This is a genomic window from Arenimonas sp. (assembly GCF_035312645.1).
GTDB lineage: Bacteria > Pseudomonadota > Gammaproteobacteria > Xanthomonadales > Xanthomonadaceae > Arenimonas.
The window spans coordinates 1-17,026 of record NZ_DATGBO010000090.1; the positions used below are offsets into that span (position 1 = coordinate 1).

The 17,026-nt window shown below is 61.3% G+C and carries 13 protein-coding genes; 2 read left to right on the forward strand and 11 right to left on the reverse strand.

Annotated features, from left to right (window positions below):
* On the forward strand, positions 1-574 hold a 574-nt coding region (locus tag VKM35_RS08315), incomplete at its 5' end, for a hypothetical protein (RefSeq protein WP_324320305.1).
* A gap of 44 nt (positions 575-618) precedes the next feature.
* Here the strand turns inward: VKM35_RS08315 and VKM35_RS08320 are convergent.
* The 8 genes from VKM35_RS08320 to VKM35_RS08355 form a co-directional block, all read right to left on the reverse strand.
* Positions 619-1,443, reverse strand: coding sequence for a hypothetical protein (locus VKM35_RS08320; protein ID WP_324320307.1), 825 nt, complete (start codon positions 1,441-1,443; stop codon positions 619-621).
* Positions 1,444-1,507: 64 nt separating this feature from the next.
* The gene (locus tag VKM35_RS13860; protein WP_414636598.1) at positions 1,508-2,770 is read right to left on the reverse strand and encodes a tyrosine-type recombinase/integrase; all 1,263 of its coding nucleotides are present in this window, start codon (positions 2,768-2,770) and stop codon (positions 1,508-1,510) included.
* Positions 2,771-3,160: 390 nt separating this feature from the next.
* Positions 3,161-3,625 (reverse strand): type IV pilin protein, encoded by a 465-nt coding sequence (locus tag VKM35_RS08330; RefSeq protein WP_324320311.1) that lies wholly within the window; start codon positions 3,623-3,625, stop codon positions 3,161-3,163.
* A gap of 2 nt (positions 3,626-3,627) precedes the next feature.
* Entirely contained in the window at positions 3,628-7,296 is a 3,669-nt protein-coding gene (locus tag VKM35_RS08335) for a PilC/PilY family type IV pilus protein (RefSeq protein ID WP_324320313.1), read from the reverse strand.
* Positions 7,297-7,310: 14 nt separating this feature from the next.
* A complete protein-coding gene (locus VKM35_RS08340; RefSeq protein WP_324320315.1) occupies positions 7,311-7,844 on the reverse strand; it encodes a pilus assembly PilX family protein in 534 nt (177 codons plus the stop codon).
* Positions 7,841-8,800 carry a pilus assembly protein PilW gene (locus VKM35_RS08345; RefSeq protein WP_324320317.1) on the reverse strand — a complete coding sequence of 320 codons (960 nt, stop codon included), beginning with the start codon at positions 8,798-8,800 and terminating at the stop codon, positions 7,841-7,843. The genes VKM35_RS08340 and VKM35_RS08345 overlap by 4 nt, the downstream gene beginning before the upstream one ends.
* Complete coding sequence (gene pilV / locus VKM35_RS08350) at positions 8,797-9,297, reverse strand: type IV pilus modification protein PilV (RefSeq protein ID WP_324320319.1); 501 nt, start codon at positions 9,295-9,297, stop codon at positions 8,797-8,799. Before pilV ends, VKM35_RS08345 begins: the two co-directional genes overlap by 4 nt.
* Positions 9,298-9,339: 42 nt before the next feature.
* Positions 9,340-10,122: a GspH/FimT family pseudopilin gene (locus VKM35_RS08355; RefSeq protein WP_349254744.1), complete on the reverse strand. Its 783-nt coding sequence runs from the start codon at positions 10,120-10,122 to the stop codon at positions 9,340-9,342.
* Positions 10,123-10,185: 63 nt separating this feature from the next.
* Here VKM35_RS08355 and VKM35_RS08360 point away from each other — a divergent pair, with 63 nt between their 5' ends.
* Positions 10,186-11,208 (forward strand): sensor histidine kinase, encoded by a 1,023-nt coding sequence (locus VKM35_RS08360; protein WP_324320324.1) that lies wholly within the window; start codon positions 10,186-10,188, stop codon positions 11,206-11,208.
* 86 nt (positions 11,209-11,294) lie between these two features.
* On the opposite strand, the gene ppnN is transcribed toward VKM35_RS08360, so the two are convergent.
* The 3 genes from ppnN to VKM35_RS08375 all read right to left on the reverse strand — a co-directional run bounded on the left by ppnN (position 11,295) and on the right by VKM35_RS08375 (position 17,013).
* Positions 11,295-12,680 carry a nucleotide 5'-monophosphate nucleosidase PpnN gene (ppnN, locus tag VKM35_RS08365; protein ID WP_324320326.1) on the reverse strand — a complete coding sequence of 462 codons (1,386 nt, stop codon included), beginning with the start codon at positions 12,678-12,680 and terminating at the stop codon, positions 11,295-11,297.
* A 150-nt stretch (positions 12,681-12,830) separates the two neighbouring features.
* Positions 12,831-16,220, reverse strand: a complete 3,390-nt coding sequence (locus VKM35_RS08370; protein ID WP_324320328.1) for a TonB-dependent receptor — start codon at positions 16,218-16,220, stop codon at positions 12,831-12,833.
* Positions 16,221-16,413: 193 nt separating this feature from the next.
* Complete coding sequence (locus tag VKM35_RS08375; RefSeq protein ID WP_324320362.1) at positions 16,414-17,013, reverse strand: MarC family protein; 600 nt, start codon at positions 17,011-17,013, stop codon at positions 16,414-16,416.
* Between the last annotated feature and the right edge of the window lie 13 nt (positions 17,014-17,026).

Consider the following 17,026-nt stretch of genomic DNA (forward strand, 5'->3'; position numbering starts at 1 on the left):
CAATACAACCGGTCACTACTCGTCGGCGCTGGCGTTCTTTCCCGCTGAACTGCGAAATCCGATCATGGATGCCGCAAGGGAACGCAAATTGGTAAGGCTTTCCTACGATGGCGTGGAACGGTTGGTCGAACCATATGCCCTTACCTACAAGCGCAGGCAGGACAATGTCGCCCAAGAATACTTCTACTGTTGGGACACCACCGGCGGAAGGTCTAGCGGACCGGGCGTCAAGACTCTGCTAAACACAAAGATGGCCTTCGCCGAAATCACGGACGTTCCGTTCGATCCTCAGTTCGAAATCGAGCTGTCTAAGGCCGGGGAAGCCCCCAAAGTCGCTCACTTTGGAGACGGTCGGGTCAGACCTAGCAAAGGCGTACGCGCACCTTCACGGGCGACACCTAGAGTTACTCCCAGAGCGCGAAAGAATGTCTATGCGCGAACCTATGTTATTCAATGCCCGTACTGTCAGAAGAAGTTCAGTCGAGGTCGAAACGACACCTCGCTAAATCCGCACAAGTCACCAGATGGTTATCCGTGCCGCGCGACCCGTGGATACATTTTGGAGATACGCTAAGTTCGACTCGAAAACCTAAAAGGTCAGAATTCTAGGCGCGTGCCTCAGTCGTCGTCATACGCACCAGAATGACGGGGGCAAATGTAGACCATCTGGCCGTCGCCAGCCCAGTCGATGTAAAGCATTTCACCCTTCGGCCAGCCGTCACCACAGACTTCGCAATACTCCTCGATCTCGTCAGACTCAGTCTCTCCACAGAACTGGCAGGTGTAGCCCGAATCCGCGTCTGCATCCGGAATCATGGTCTCGTTGTCGCAGGACGGACAGGAAAGCACCGTGAAATCAACCAGACCGTATTCTTTCTGGCGATAGCCCTTGTAGGCCTCCTTGGTTGCTACCTCAACCTTCTCAAGCGCTTCCTTCAGTCTGTGCTCGTAAGTCTGCGCTAGTTCGTTGAAGACTTCGAACTGATCCGCTTCAATCAACTTAGCTAGGTTGTCCTCCTCATTTGCCACTCCGAAGTCGTGAATGGACTTCACGAGCCTACCGACGACCTCGTTCACCTCGTCAATTTCCAGCGAAAACTTGTGGTGCTCGATCTGATTCCTAAGCTTCTTCAGCCACTCGAGATCTGTAAGAAATCCTGCGGGGAACTCGGTTCCCTCGTTCCTGAGAAAATTGAGGGCCTCATAGAGACCGATGGTCATGCTGTCTGGCTTGATCTTTTCTGCAAACGGATTCTTGTAGATCAACAAGGGATGGCGCTTCGTCACGTAGTACTTGAGCAGTAGCTCCACGGCATGGGCCAAATGCAAGACGCAAAATTTGTATGCCTTCGGATCACCGTCCTGCCCTTGCTGATACTTGGCAATAGCCTCGTTGAGGCTGTCGACTGCATTCTCTTTCAGATTTAGGTCGAGCTTGGCCATGCCTTGTCTCTGGGAGGGCGCGGCGGAACCGTGAACGCGCTGCGAGCTAGCGGTACCGAATGGCCTAGTCTACTAAGAATTCAACGGATTTCGCGCTCCGCCCGTTGGCATGAGGGCACGAGACCACCGATGTTTCATGTCCTCGAAGGATCGCTGCGTCAACGTCTTTCAACGCCCTACGTTGGATGTCGTGCTCAAGATGGGCATATCGGTGCGTAGTCGCGGCTTGTGTGTGGCCTAAGAGCCTGCCAGTCGCATGCAACCCGTGGCCTGCTGACACCACACGCGCAGCAAAGCTGTGGCGCAGTGTATGCAAGCAAACGTCGCTTCCAAGGCCAGCCCGCCTAAAGATCGTCCTAACAGCTCGCTTCGGACTAACGAGTCCCTTCCCTTTTATACCTCCGGGAAACAGCCATTCCACTTGTCCCGAGGCTTCAGCCTCCGCCCACATTTCCCTAAGTAGCGCTAAGGCTGCTGGAGAGATTGGAACTGAATGCGTCCGTTTTTGTTTCGTATGGTGGCTTGGCTTGGTCCATACGCCAGCCTGCAGATCGAACTCACTCCATTTCGCAGCAAGTGACTCTCCCTTTCTAGCCCCAGTAAAAATCAGAAGTCGGATAAGGTTTGCAGTGACAATGTGGGGCGTCTCATCGCAGACCCTTAACAAGCGCGCCGATTCCGTTTCGGATAAGAATCTTTCACGCCGCGACTCGGGGTTGCGCTTTACCGATTTGCAAGGATTGTCAGTACGAAGGCCGAGACGAATGGCTTCACCGAAAAGACTGGATGCCGTGGCTATCACACGATTGGCCGTTGTCTTCCCCGTGGATACTAGTACGCCAGTCTCAGTCTTTCGACACTCCGACTCGACGGATCGGAACAACCGTAGGGCGTCCACGGACTCCACCTCCGCCACCTTTCGTTTGCCCAAATGGGGAATGATGAAGCGAGCGAAGTAGTTGTCGTACGAATTGCGAGTCGACGTTCGAAGGTTGGGAAAGTGCGCTTCCTTGTACTCGGCGATCAGTTCCTTGACGGTCCAAGCCTTGCGAGCCAAGGCCGCTGTCGCTGCTGGGTCTCTGCCTTGAACGATCTCGAAAAGAAGTTCCTTAGCGCGCTTGCGCGCCTGATCCAAGGTGATCGTTCCGGCACGAGCGAAGGAATGCTTTACCTTCCTTCCGTGCAATCTTCCCTCGATGGCAAACGTCTTATGACCTGCCCGAGTTACGATCAGCTTGAAGCCAATCAGATCTGTATCCCAATGCTCGCCCGGCGTTGCGGTCTGGACGACTCGGTTTGTGATCTTCTCTCGCGCCATGCACCCCATGTCCCGTGGTAATTCCAGCGGTCAGAGGTAGATATCCGTGGGGACACTGTGGGGGCGCCGTGGGGGCGGACCGACTCTGATCGAGGAGCACGACTATACCCGTGGGGACAATCAAAGACTGAGAAAACAAGGGTCTCGGACCGTAATAGTCAGTGAGTCGGACCGTTATAGGAGAGAGTGGAGGGACTGTTAATCAGGGGGTCGTTGGTTCGAGTCCAACTTCGGGCGCCAGACACGCGCAAACAAAAAGGCCTGCAGAAATGCAGGCCTTTTTGTTTTTGGTGCCAGAAAACTGAGTGTGTCGACATCTATCGACGCAATGGTCCGGTGGCTTTCAGAAAAAAGACCGCAGGCGGAAGCGAATCGCCGCGCCTGCGGATGTTTCGACCGTTATGGGTAGCACTCCGAAAGCGCGGCGGTTCCGGACGTTGTCTTCACGCCGGACTGATTGATGGTCAAGGTGGCGCACATGGTGTCCTTGCTCGCTTGGACCAGCTTCGGAACCGCTCGCAGGGTGTAAGCCTTTGCGGTCGGCGCAGCCACCGTGGATATCGTATAGAACTCCGACAGGTCGGTCTGACAAGTCAGGTTCGGGACGACAACGCCGACATAGGTCAGATTGGTCGTGTAGTAGCGCTCGATGAATTGCGCCGCTTCCTGCATGCAGGCCGTGGCCGCCTTGCGGCGCGACTTGATGATCGAGCTCTGGTAGCTGTTGTAGGCCAGGCCCGCCAGGATCGCCATGATCGCCACGACGATCATCAACTCCAGCAAGGTAAAGCCGGCCTGGTGGTGACGCGGGGACACCGCCTTGATCGGCGATGTCCGCACTTGTACGCCAAGAAAATTCGTCATGATCAATCCCTCAAGATTTCGCGCCAGGAAATTCGACCCGTGGTTCCCTGGGGTGGGAAGCGGAGCGTAACCGGCTTGCCGCCACCCGACCGGTCGATGACCAGGAAGTTGCCAGCGACACCCGGCGAAGAAGGCATGCCGCCGCCCGGATCGTAGGAGCCGACGTTGACCTGGCTTCCGCCCACCGTCACCGTGTCCGCGGCGGTGAACACACCATCTCCGTTGGCATCGAAGAACGGCGCGGAAACGCTGCCACCCGTGAAGGGATCAATGGCATTGACGTAACCGGTACCACCCGGACTGCAGGCATCGGAGCTCGGGACCTGACTGGACTCGACCAGAATCTTGCCGCCGATGATGATCGGATCGAACACCATGCGCTCGCCGACTTTTTCAGTCGCGCCGTAAGGCGGATTGACCAGGTCCAGATACCAGCCCTTCTTGCCCGACATATCTCCCGGTACCGGCACGTCGAAGGCGCGCAATCCGCCGGAGGCGTACGTCACCTGGCGCTGTTTCAAGGCCGAACGGCCCGCGATCGTCGCACCGCCATCGATCAGGCCGTACCAGGTCTGGACATCGGTGCTGGTCAGGTCGTTGCCGACCAGGAACTGGCCGGTGCCGAAGAAGACCCAGGTATTGAAGGTGGTGGGATCGGTCGCCAGGGTCAGACCACCGGTAATCGGTTGCACCTTGTTGGCAGCATCTTTCGCGGTAAACAGGACGAGACGGTTGCTCGCTCCGTTCCAGTTGCTCGCAACGGCGCTGGACAGGTCGAACTTCCAGACATTACCGAGCAGATCGCCGCCGTACACGAAGTCGACGTCGCCATCGCCATCGTCATCCCAGCCCTTGATCGAGATCAGGCCATTCGGAGTCGCCGCTGCACCGATACCGGTGTTGATTTCCGACAGTACCGCACCGGTGGTCAGGTTGTAGATGAACAGGCTGGCCGTGTCGCTGGTGCTGTTGATGCCGTTGGCAACGATCAAACCCATGCTGCCGTCATTGAGCTTGGTGATGATCGGTTTGCCGAGCACATTGCCCATGTCAGGATCGCTACCCTGCTCCCACAACACTTTGCTGGCGTTGAAATTGCCCGGGTCGGCAACATCCAAGGCGAAAATGCCGCGGCCGCCGCGACCAAGCGCGCCGACCAGGACGTTCTTCCCGGGTGTTTCCTTGCGGGTGCTGATGACCACGGGGCCATCGACGAAGTAGTGGTGGGCATAGGACGGATCGGCCAGGCCCTTGAGGTCGGCAAAGCTGACGCCGCCGGGGACGTAGGCGAACTGCTCGACACCGGTCGCACCATTGAAGGCATGCAACATGCCGTCGTTCGCGCCGACGAAAACCGTATCAACCGCCGGCAATGAGCTCGGCGTCGTGGTCGCCAGTTCCTGGAGATACGCAGGCGAAGAGTTGACGATATCGCCAAGCAACGTATCGCGGGCGCGATAGATAGTGCCTTCGCCGGTGCGGACGCCACGGATGTAGTCGAATACGGCCTGGCTGCCCAACGCGGTTTGCTGGGCACTGGTCAGGCTGGCCCATGCGAAGGAAATGCCTGTCGTGCCGTTGAACGTAAACAGGTTGCGCGACGCTGCCACCGGCATGTTCGTCGACGCGATCCAGCTCGACGTGGCACCGATGCCGGCGGAAGTCACCGGATAAGCAGTGACATCACCCGTCCACGAACCGGAGAAATAGCTGGCGCTGAAAGCACGCGAGCTGCTGCCGATACGCGGGCCAGTGGTCGCGACGCTGGAACCCGAACTCAGGCGCCGGCCGATCGCCGCGAGCGCTGCTTTCAGGCCGGTGGCAAACGCGCCGGCGTTGGTGGCGGCAACGAATTCGCCATGACCGTTGACGGCCGCATGCCACAGATCGTCGATACGATCCGGATCCTCGGCATCGGTCGGATCAGGCCAGGACGTAGCTCCGGAAGTGATCGAAGCAAGAGTCGTGTCATTGGGCGCCAACGTGCCCTGCAGACCGATCGAGATGCTGAAGGTGACCATGTGCTGCCAGTAAGCCGGATCATCGCTCGAGGTCGGCACGATGTTGCTCATGGTCGGACGCAGGTCGGTCTTCCAGTAATAGTTTGCGACGTCGGCGAGCGTGTCGCTCCAGCTGTCGCTGTAGGGACGCGCGGCCGTGTAGCCGATCGGCGTACCGGCAACACCTGCCGGCAATGGATTCGCCGCCGTCGTCGTGTTGTCGGAATTGCCGACCGGCGAGGTGTAGGCGTTGTTGTCGTTCCAGAAACCGTCGGTGGTAAGAATGGTGAAGTTCTGGCGGCAGGCAAGCTGCGCGGTACCGCTTTCTGGGCCATAGGGGCCGGAGGCGTCGGTACGTCCGTAGTAAGTGCCTGCGGTCTGCAACGCGCCCTTCAGCGGCGTGGTCGGACCCGTGGATGCCGCGAACAGGTTGTTGAACCAGGTGGTGCGGTTGGTCGATGCCGGCGATGCAACGTCGCGGAACAAACCGCCGTCGCTGGTGACCGGAATGTTGAACGGCGTGCGCGTGCCGGCAACATCGTTGCCGCCCCAGATCGTGGTGAAACCGATGCGCAGGTTCTGGCCAAGATCGGAGAACGCACTGCTGGCGCCGGCCTTCGCGGTCTTGGTGCGCGTGCGATAGAAGGAATACCAGGTGGCGAAGTTCTGCATTTCGGCAGCTTCCGTACGACCCGTCGGTGTAACGCGCGTGCAGTTTCTCCAGCCGGTGCCCGAGGTGGTGATGTCGCAACCATCGGTCGAGAGATCACCCTGCACGTAGGTCGCGGTCATGGTGACGCCGGAAATGGCGCCGCCATTGGCCTTCATGATGGCGTGCCACGTACCCGTGGTGGGTGCGGCGACGGTGCAGGAGCCGGCGTTCGTGCCTGCCGTGGTCGACGCGCAGTCGTTGGTGCCGCTGGTCGGTGTTGCCGTCCGCTTGATGTACAGATCGCCTGCGGTACCAGTGCCACCCGAGGATGTAACGACAAGGTTGGTCGCACCCGCCGGGATGGAGAACACCCAATCAGCGGAATAACTGCCGTTGGCCACCGCGCCGGTCACGAACGGAGCGCCCGCCACCGTCGTCGGCGGCGCACCGGCGTAGACGATGCGCTCGGCACGGATCACCCGGCCATCGACGAGAATCTGATAACGCCAGTAGTTGTTCGCATCCTGGAGCCCGGCAACGGTGGTGCCGACTTTCGGCACATAAAAGGTTTGCACCGACGAGGTCAGGTTGGTGGTGCTGCCACTGGCAAAGTTGGCGCTGCTGTAGGCTGCTGTCGGCAATGTGTTGGCGACGAAGGCGCCGGTGGAATCCTTCCAGGGCGTGTAGGTAGTCGCGGGGTTGTAGTAGATGCCATTGAGGGCATAGGTCTGCTGGCCAATGTCCGGCCTGCTGCCGGACGTGTCCGTCGTCGGCGCGGTGTCGCTGGTGGCGCCGGGTTCGGGCATGAAGGTGTTCGCCATCGAGCCCGAGTCATCGAGGATGAACATGATGTTCGGTGGAACCGTACCGCCCGATTGCAGCGGCACGTTCGGCACCGTAATGCTGGTGGCGGCGGCGGGCAGACTGAGCAGGGTCGCGAAGAAACTCGCTGCGAGCGGCAACAGCCGCGAGGAGCCAGCGATATCACGTGCCGTTGAATACTGGTTGGTCGTTTTCATGAGATTTTTCCCGCTCACTGTGCCGCGTAGTTGGATTGCAGGATCACTTGCGCCCGATCGGTGGCGTTGCTGCTGGCGGTAACGCGATAGCGCTCGGTCAGGCAGGTTGCCGGCACCGGCTTTTCGTGGTCACAACGGAACCAGCTGGGCGCTTCACCCATATCTTCGATCAGGAATCGTGGTGTCGCCGTGGATGCGCTGCCCAGAGCACCATTGAATGTCGAGGCAACGCCGCCGCCTGTCACCAGGGTATCCGCTGCGCTCGCCAGCTGCGGGCAGCGGCCGGAGGCATTGCAGGAACCGGACGTGGGGAAGTCGGTAGGCACGCTGGTGGCAGCCAGCGCTTCGCCTTGACGGAGCGCGGCTTCGACAGATTGGAAAGCGAGGCTGCGATCGTAGAGATTGCTGCTCATGCGTTCTTCCATGAGCGCACCACGCAGACTGGCCAGACCAAGCAAAGTCATGATCAGCAACAGGATCAGCACGACCAGCAATGCGACGCCACGCTGCCGGTTTGCCGATGGCATCGAAAGGGCTCTGTTTTTCATGAACTGTGATTCCGAAGGGTCACGACGTGGAACAACTCGCGGCGCAGGGCGGCTGTGTCGGTACCGACGCGCTCCTGACCTTCACCGCCCTCCATGTTGAGGGTGATGCGTACGGCAAGGACCTGCGTCCAGTTGGGCACAGCGGAGGCAAGGACGTAATCGGCACCACCTGGCATCAGATAGGTCAATTGCATGTCGCGCACACCCTCGACGACTTCTTGCGCACCGAGCCCATCAACGGACTGATACAGCGAACGGCCACCGCGCGGATTGTCCGCGACGTACCAGCGCGCCGAACGCAGCTTGGTGATGACGGTGCTCGGCTGGAAGGCATAGGCCTTGGTGGCGCCACCGCATACGACCGGCAAGCCGAAATCCGTCTGGCAGTTTTTCGTGCCGTCGGCGCGCGCTGTCGTGTTGTAGGTGATCGCCGTCGCAGTCGCCGTTGCAACCATGAAAATCGCGGCCTGACGATAGTCGCAGACCAAGGCAAGATCGCCGGCCTTGAAGGCCGTGCCACCCGACGCAGCGGTGAATGTGCTGGCGCCGGCGTTGTGGGTGACGCCGATGCCGCTGCTGCCACCGGACTTGACCTCGATCGCGTCGGTACCGGCAGCGCTGCCGGCCAAACCACCGTTGTCGTAACCGGTGACGCCGTTGTTCCAGCTGTTCTGCCAGGCCGAGGGAGTAATCACGTCGGCCACCGGCAAGCTGCTGGCGCAGGGGTTGCCGCCGGCTTCGCGAATATCGCGGGCCATGAGTTCGAAGGCGACGCGGGCATTTTCCTGGACACGGCCCAGGCTTTCCGTCGCCGAATAGGTTTGACGATTGCTGATGAACATGCCGATCGCACCACCCACTACAAGCAGGCCGAGCACGAGCGCGATCATCAATTCAACGAGACCGACGCCCTGCATCTGCGCGCGACGTGCCGCGCTGGCTTTATTGGTCTTCATAGCTGGCTCACCGTCGTGATGGTGGACAAGGTGCCGGCAGCGACGCCGCTGGTTCCGCGGCTGTCATCCCAGCGCACGCTGACGGCGCACTGCGAATAATTCGGCGCCGCCACGATCGTGCAATTGATGCTGCCGCAAGCGGTCGTGCCCAGGTTCTGTTGGATTTTCTGCAGCCACTGGCGGCGATCGTTCGCGCTGAGGTCGGTCGCGGACGCCGCCGGGATCACACAAGCCCCTGCCGGCAACACCTGGTTGTAAGTGCCGGCCCGCGCCACCAACGGATTGGCGCGCATCGCATCGAGAATGCTGTAGGTGTAGATCACCGCCTGACTGCGTTCGAGCGAACTCTGGCTGTTGCGCAGTGCACTGGCCTGCAGTGCCGCGATGCCGAGAAGCCCGATTGCCAGGATGAGCACGGCGATCAGTACTTCGATCAGGCTGACGCCACGGCTTGCGGCCGCGGGATGGCGCCTGCCCTGGAATGCATGGATGGTCATGCGGAATCTCCGACGTTCTTCATTTCAGGTGTCCGGGTGGAATCAACGGCTGTCCGGCGGCGTAGCGCAGGCACCGCCACCGGCGAACCGATGGATCGATACGCGGCTGCCCGCGGACAAGGTGACTTCGCGGGCATTCTCTGCGGGCGTGGTATCGGCCAGGCAGACGCTCACGATGCCGGAAAGCGGCGCGTTGTTGGCGGCTGCATGCGACATGCCATCAGCGCGAAACACGATGCGGTTGGATTCAGCGGCGATGGCGGCGCTGGGCGTCACCAGCACCGGTGCATTGACCGTGGTCGCGCGGATCAGTGTTTCGCCGGCATCGCGGACGCCATTGCGGGCATTCGCCGCGACGATCGTGCCGGTGCCGTCATCACCGTTGTCGACGAAGGCGATCCAGCCAGTCCAGTTGCCGGCCGTGGTGACGCAGGAAGCAGCGGCGCCGGCATCGGCGTTGTCGCTGCGGCAAACCACAGTGCGGGCATTGCGACGGACGGCTTCGATACGCGCCACCTGCATCGTTGCCACCAACTCGTTGGCTGGCGTGGTGAGGCGGCTGATGTTGTTCATCAGCTTGAAGCTGGGGAAGGCGATCATCAACAGCACCGCCGCCACCGTGATGGTGATCATGAGCTCGACCAGGGTGAAGCCGCGCTGGCTTCCACGATTCTGGTCCGGAACCCGACCTTTCGATTGATTGATTGCTCGTTGCAAGACGGCGCACCCCGATTGGCTTGATTGGCACCCTAGTGCAGTCGCTGCCGGGGCGCCAGCCTCCACCGACAGGCGGAATGATCGAAGGCGCCAGCGGCTGGCTAGCATTCCCTGTCGTCGACGGCACAGGGCATCATGCGATTCCCACCCCAGCCAGCCACGCCACGCCCCATGCCGGCATCCGCGTCCAACCCCACGCACCCGCTTGAAGCCCTCTGGCAGGCGCCGGCGATCATCTCGGTAATGATTGCCGGCGAAGGGCTTGCGCTGGTTCTTGCGCTGGTGCCCGGCGGCCAGGGCGACCGTTGGGTGTATTTCGGATTGGCGTCGCTGATGATCCAGTGGATCGCCCTGCTCTCGCTGGGTGGCCTGTTCCTGTTGCGACGATCATTGACGCTGTGGCCAGCGCATCGGGTGGCTTGGCTGTCCCTCGCGCTGCTGTTGGCCAGCACCTGGCTGGTCGGCGGCGCGACCTGGCTGGCGCTGCACGAAAGCTGGCCGATGGACAGGCATGACTGGCAGACCTTCCTGCTGCGACTGACGGCGATCGCACTGGCCGTGGGCCTGCTCGGGCTCGCGGCGTTCCAGAACCACTGGCAGGCACGACGATTGGCGGTTCGCGCCAAGCAATCCGAACTCGAAGCATTGCAGGCGCGGATCCGGCCGCATTTCCTGTTCAACACGCTCAACACCGGCGCTGCCCTCGTCCACGCGCGGCCAGGCGATGCCGAACACCTGCTGCTCGATCTGGCCGATCTTTTCCGTGCAGCGCTGTCCGGCCCGCGCGACATCCCGATCGCCGACGAGCTTTCGCTGGCGCGGCGCTATCTGGAAATCGAGGCACTGCGTTTCGGCGAACGCCTGCGCGTGCATTGGCAGTTGCCGGAGACGATGCCGGAGGTGCTGGTGCCGGCCTTGTCGATCCAGCCGCTGGTCGAGAATGCGATCCGCCACGGCATCGAACCCTGCCCTGCCGGCGGCGCGATCGACATCGCGGTAAGCGTCGAAGGCACCTCGCTGCAGGTTGTCGTCTGCAACGACCTGCCCCGTCCCGGGACCGCCGCCACGCCCGGCCACCAGGTCGGGCAGTCGTCGGCGCGCGAACGCATCCGAGCCCTGAGCAACGGCCGCGGCCGCCTCGATACGCGCATCGAGAACGGTCGCTATTTCGCCGTCATCACCTTGCCGCTGTGAGCTGACAGCAACGCGCGATCATCGACGCGGCGCGCGCAAACGCGACAGCATCGACGCGCCGGATCCAGCACTGGCGGCGCGTGGATCTACACGCCGATGACGCGATAGCAGGGTTTGTATTCGCCAACCATCTTCATGCGTCGCTGGTCGACGAACGCCCGCAGCAGGGCATCGAGCGCCTGCATGATTTCCGGATCGCCATGGATTTCGAACGGACCGAATTGTTCGATCGCGCGCATGCCCTCTTCCTTGACGTTGCCGCCGACGATGCCCGAGAAGGCACGGCGCAGATCGGCAGCGAGACGATGCACGGGCTGGTTGCGATTCAAGTTCAATCCGGCCATGGCGGCGTGGGTGGGCGGGAACGGCTGCTGGAACTCCGTCGGCACGCTCAGCGACCAGTTGAAGAAAAACGCGTCCTTGTTGTTGAGCCGCTGCTCGCGCACTTTCTTGATGCCCTTGGCCATCGCCGCAGCCACCGCCGGCGCATCGTCGACGATGATCTGGTAACGCGAGGTCGCCGCATCGCCGAGGGTCAGGCGCAGGAACTGATCGATCTGCTCGAAATACGCCGCCGACGCCGCCGGCCCGGTCAGCACGAACGGGAACGGCATGTCGACGTTGTCCGGATGCGTAAGCAGGCCGAGCAGGTAGAGGATTTCCTCGGCGGTGCCGACACCTCCGGGAAACACGATGATGCCGTGGCCAAGACGCACGAAAGCTTCAAGGCGTTTTTCGATGTCCGGCATGATCACCAGGTGATTGACGATCGGATTCGGTGATTCCGCGGCGATGATGCCGGGCTCGGTAATGCCGATGTAACGATTGCCGCTGCGGCGTTGCTTGGCATGGGCGATGGTCGCGCCTTTCATCGGGCCCTTCATCGCACCCGGGCCGCAGCCGGTGCAGATGTCGAGGCGGCGCAGGCCGAGCTCGTAGCCGACTTTCTTGGTGTAGTTGTATTCGTCGCGACCGATCGAGTGGCCGCCCCAGCACACGACCATGTTCGGATCCATGTGCGGACGCAGGACGCGGGCGTTGCGCAGGATCTCGAACACCGCGCCGGTGATGCCGTCGCCCTGGCTGAGATCGAACTTGCCGCTGTCGTTGATCTCGGCGGCGGTGTAGGCGATGTCGCGCACGACGGCGTACAGCAGCTCAGCGACGCCACGGATGATCTCGCCATCGACGAAAGACATCGCCGGAGCATTGCGCAATTCGATCTTGATGCCGCGATCCTGCTGCAGCACCTCGATGTCGAAATCGGGATAGCGCTGCTGCGCAGCGCGAGGATCATCGGAATCGCTACCGGTGGTCAGCACCGCCAACGCACAGCGGCGCAGCAACTCGTGCATGCCGCCAATCGAGGCGTCGCGAAGTCGCGCGATCTCGTTGCGGGAAAGGATATCCAGGCCGCCACGCGGGGAAATGCGCGCGTTGACGGTCGGGAGGGGGCTGCGGATTTCGCTCATCTTTCGCTTCTTCTGGTCGTCTGTGTTTGTCGTTTCGAACTTTACCACCGCATCGCCGCCGGGCAACCCGGATGCGCGACGGGAAGAATCCGGGCACAAAAAAACGGCCGGTGTCGCCACCGGCCGTTCTGCTTGCACTGTTGCCGGATCTTAGAACTCGTAACGCACGGTCAGCTGGGCATTCCACTGCGACTCGCTGCGCACGTTGCGGGTAAGCAACTGCTCGGTGGTCGGCGCGCCGTTGGTGTCGTTGATCACGCGATAGACATAACGGCCGCTGGAATCCATGCCATCGAACTGCACGAGATTGCGGTTGGACGGGAAGCCGATTTCGTCGATGTGGCCCCACTTCTTGTTGAGCAGGTTGCCGACGTTGAGGATGTCGAGCGTCACGACCGCCTTGTTGCCGGAGAAGAAGCCCGGGAATTCCTGCTTCACGCGGAAATCGAACTGGTTGACCCAGGGATTGCGCGAGGAGTTGCGCGGAATGACCTGGCCGGCGTACCTGGACAGACCGTTGGCGTTGATGATGTTCCAGAACGCAGCTTCCGCGGCCGGATTGTTGGCACCGACGTTGCTGGTGAAGCCCGTGCTGGTGCCGTACTGGAACACGACTTCGCCGGAACCGATGCCGCGCGGGATGTAGACCAGATCGCTGTTCTGGGCATCGCCGTTCATGTCGTTGCTGTAGACCCAGCTGTACGGCTTGCCGTTGCGGCCTTCATAGAACAGGCCGAGTTCGGTCTTGTAGTCGCCGAAGAAACTGTGCTGCCAGCTCGCCGTGCCGTTGAAGCGGTTGCGGATCTCGTAGTTCGAGGTCGAAGCCACGTCTTCGTTCGGATCGAATACCTGACGGCTGTTCCAGGTGCTGTTCGAGGTCGAGCTGGTGGTCGGGCTGACTTCGGTGGCATCGGTGTAGGTGTAGGCCAGCGACCAGGACCAGGCATCCTTCATCGGACGGCTGACGCCGACCGTGAGGACATTGCTGTCGCCCTTGTTGGTGTTGGTCAACAACATCACGTTGTTGTACAGCGCGTTCGATTTGGCGCGGGCAGTCAGGCCTGCGCAAGCAGCGCCAGCCGTGGTGGTGAAACCGCTGGTGTCGACGAAGCAGGACGGGTCATACGCATTGGTGCCCGTGCCGCCCCAGTACATCGGACGACCATCGGGACCGATGCGCGTCGGCGCGCCGAGGTTGAGGTGCTTGTAGAGAATGCCGTCCTTGGTCTGCACGCGGATGTACTCGGCGGTGAAATCGAGGCCGAAGAACGGCAGCTCGTGTTCAAACGCCAGGTTGAACTTCCAGGACGTCGGCTGCTTGAAGTTCGGATCGATCAGATCGACGTTGGACTTGGGCGGCGTACCGACCGGGTTGAACACCGGCTGGTTGTTCGGATCGGAGCTGAACGTACCCGGGGCGCAGGCAGCGAAGGCCGTACCGAGACTGCTGTCGGTACCGCAACCGATGATGCGCGTGGTCATGCCGTTGTTGGTGAAGGCGTTGGACAGGTAGACGTTGGCCGCCTGGCCCTGGAACAGACCGAAACCGCCGCGCAGCTGGGTCGGACGATCGCTGTCGAAGGTGTAGTTGAAGCCGACGCGCGGCTCGAACAGCCAGGTGTTCGACGGCACGGACGTATTGTCATAGCCGAAACCGCCGGTCTGGCGTGCCGATTTCAGCGGACCAACTGCAGCGACGGTCGGCTGATTCACGGCGATGTTGCGGATCGGCGTACCACCGACGCCCAGGGAGTCGGCGCGCACGCCGAGCAGCAGGGTCAGGTTGGAGTTGAACGCCCAGGAGTCCTGCACGAACAGGCCGTGGTTGTTGAGCTTGAAATCAACCGCGGCATCGGTCGCCACGTAACCCGGCGCCGGCACCGTCAGCGTGTAGCTGGACGGCGTGTTGGAAGCAAAGGTCGCTGGGGTCGTGAAGAAGTAGCGGCCCTTCGATGCCTGCACGAAGTAGTTGAAGATCTCGTTGCGCTGTTCGTCGATGCCGAACTTGACCTGGTGGTCACCCAGGTACCAGTTCGCGGCGAAGTAGCCGTTCCAGGTCTTGGTCCACAACACGTTGGTCTGGCGGCTGCGCTCGGTGCCGAACAGCAGCGTGCGGTTGCCGGTGCTGGAAACCACCGAACCCGGCGGCAGCGCGGCGGTGAACTGCACGGTCACTTCCGGCAGGTTCGAGCCGGGCACGAAGGTGCTGTCGTAGCTGCGATAGGAAAGCTTGGCTTCGGTCGAGAAGCTGTCGGTCCAGTCGCTGAACCACTGCGTGGTGTAGTTCTCGAAGACCTTGTTCTGCACGTCCCAATGCGAATCGAGCGAAATCGCGCGCGCGCCGAAGTCACGATAGTTGGTCGTGGTTTCCTTGGTCTTGTTGTAACGGAAGCTCAGACGGTTGCTGTCGTTGATGTTCCAGTCGAGCTTGACCAGCTCGTCCTTGACCGTCGACGGCGTGGCGTTCGCCAGCGTGCCGATGTTCATCGCCGGCGACTTGGTGTTGGCAATCGCCTGGATCGAGTTGATGTCGGCCTGGGTGATGCCGACGATGGTGCCGCAGTTGTCGCCCAACAGGCAGTTGTCATAACCGCGGGTGTTGGTGAAGTCCTCGTACGAGGCGAAGAAGAACAACTTGTCCTTGACGATCGGGCCGCCGAAGGTCATGCCCCAGGTGCGCTCGAGGTAGGGATTGACCTTGGAATAGGAATTCTTGGCCAGGTTGTAGTTCTTGCCGGTGTAGGCACTGTTGCGGAAGACGTTGTAGACGCTGCCGTGGAACTCGTTGGTACCCGACTTGGTAACGGCATTGATGTTGCCGCCGGTGTAACCGGTCTGGGTCACGTCGTAGTTGGAGATGTTCACCTGCACCGCGTCGATCGCGTCGATCGAGATCGGCTGCTTGGCGGTCGGCAACGAGTTCGGCTCGAGGCCGAAGGTGTCCGAGGTGTTCACGCCGTCGATGGTGATCGTGTTGGCGCGGATGTTCTGGCCGGCGATGCTCATCTCGCCACGCTCTTTATCGGTCTGCGCGACGCGCGGATCGATGCGGGCGTAATCCTGCAGGTTGCGCTGGATCGATGCGAACGCTGCGATCTGCTCGCGGCTGATGCTGGTCGTCGCGCCCATGGAATTGGGGTCGAAGATGCTGTTGTTGGCACCGGTGACCTTGACCGCGGCGATCTGCGTGGCATCGGCCGCCAGCGAGGCGTCGACGGTGCCGGTTTCGGCGAGCTGCAGATACACGCCTTCGCGGGTCTGGGTCTTGCCATCCTTGGTGATGGTGATGGTGTACGGACCACCGACGCGCAGGCCGCGGGCGACGTAACGACCGTCGGCATCCGTGGTGGCCTTGCTGATGGTGCCCGACGGCGTGTGCACGATCGTCACTTCAGCGCCAGCGACGGCAGTGTTGCCGGTGCTGGTGATGCGACCACCGAGGGCGGACGTGGTGTTCTGTGCGAATGCCGGCGCGGCGGCCAGTGCGATTGCCAGGCCAAGGGAAAGCTTCGAGAGCCGGACCCGATTGCGATTGGTCATGGAGTGAACCCTGTTTTGAGTATGTGGAAAATCTTCGCTTCCTGGCGACAGACATGCATGCCTTTCCAAGCATGGATACGTCTGCGCATGTCCGGAACATCCCCCCGGGGACCCCGAACAATAACAAGAGCTTAACATGGTAATTCTGGGGTATGACACTCAGATGACGTTAAGAAAACTCCCCTCCTGAAGGTCAGCCTGCCGGGGCCACCCGGAGGTAGGTGGCCACCCCGTCCAAAAGCATCTGCACAGAAATGGCCACCAGCAGCATGCCCATCAGCCGTTCGATAGCCACCAGCACCCGCGGCCCCATGATCTTGTACAGGTAGGTGGCCGAAAACAGGATCAGCGCGGTCCCGAACCAGGCGATGGCCAGGGCCAGGCTCCAGTCGCCCATACGATCGGGCTCCTGGCTGCCCAACAGCATCACCGAGGCCATGCCCGAGGGGCCGGCAACCAGCGGGATCGCCATGGGCACGATGAAAGGCTCGCCTTCCAACGCCTCCCCGAACATGCCCTCGGGGCTGGGGAAGATCATCTTGAGTCCGATCAGGAAAAGCACGATGCCGCCGGCGATGCTCACCGACTCCTGGCGCAGATGCATCAACTCCAGCACGTAGCGCCCGCCCCAGAGGAAGGCGAACAGCACGCCGAGCGCGATCAGCAATTCCCGGACCAGCACCACCCGCCGCCGCGGCGCCGGCAAAGGCCGCAGCAGACCGAGGAAAACCGGAATGTTGCCCAGCGGATCCAAAATCAGGAACAGCAGCAGCGCGGCGGAAGTGGTGGTCATCATGGTGATTGGC

Coding starts and splice junctions, on each gene's coding strand:
- ppnN (WP_324320326.1), bottom strand. CDS start 12,680: ATGAGCGAAATCCGCAGCCCCCTCCCGACCGTCAACGCGCGCATTTCC.
- VKM35_RS08355 (WP_349254744.1), bottom strand. CDS start 10,122: ATGCTAGCCAGCCGCTGGCGCCTTCGATCATTCCGCCTGTCGGTGGAG.
- VKM35_RS08320 (WP_324320307.1), bottom strand. CDS start 1,443: ATGGCCAAGCTCGACCTAAATCTGAAAGAGAATGCAGTCGACAGCCTC.
- VKM35_RS08375 (WP_324320362.1), bottom strand. CDS start 17,013: ATGACCACCACTTCCGCCGCGCTGCTGCTGTTCCTGATTTTGGATCCG.
- VKM35_RS08360 (WP_324320324.1), top strand. CDS start 10,186: ATGCCGGCATCCGCGTCCAACCCCACGCACCCGCTTGAAGCCCTCTGG.
- VKM35_RS08330 (WP_324320311.1), bottom strand. CDS start 3,625: ATGACGAATTTTCTTGGCGTACAAGTGCGGACATCGCCGATCAAGGCG.
- VKM35_RS08335 (WP_324320313.1), bottom strand. CDS start 7,296: ATGAAAACGACCAACCAGTATTCAACGGCACGTGATATCGCTGGCTCC.
- pilV (WP_324320319.1), bottom strand. CDS start 9,297: ATGACCATCCATGCATTCCAGGGCAGGCGCCATCCCGCGGCCGCAAGC.
- VKM35_RS08370 (WP_324320328.1), bottom strand. CDS start 16,220: ATGACCAATCGCAATCGGGTCCGGCTCTCGAAGCTTTCCCTTGGCCTG.
- VKM35_RS08340 (WP_324320315.1), bottom strand. CDS start 7,844: ATGAAAAACAGAGCCCTTTCGATGCCATCGGCAAACCGGCAGCGTGGC.
- VKM35_RS08345 (WP_324320317.1), bottom strand. CDS start 8,800: ATGAAGACCAATAAAGCCAGCGCGGCACGTCGCGCGCAGATGCAGGGC.
- VKM35_RS13860 (WP_414636598.1), bottom strand. CDS start 2,770: ATGGGGTGCATGGCGCGAGAGAAGATCACAAACCGAGTCGTCCAGACC.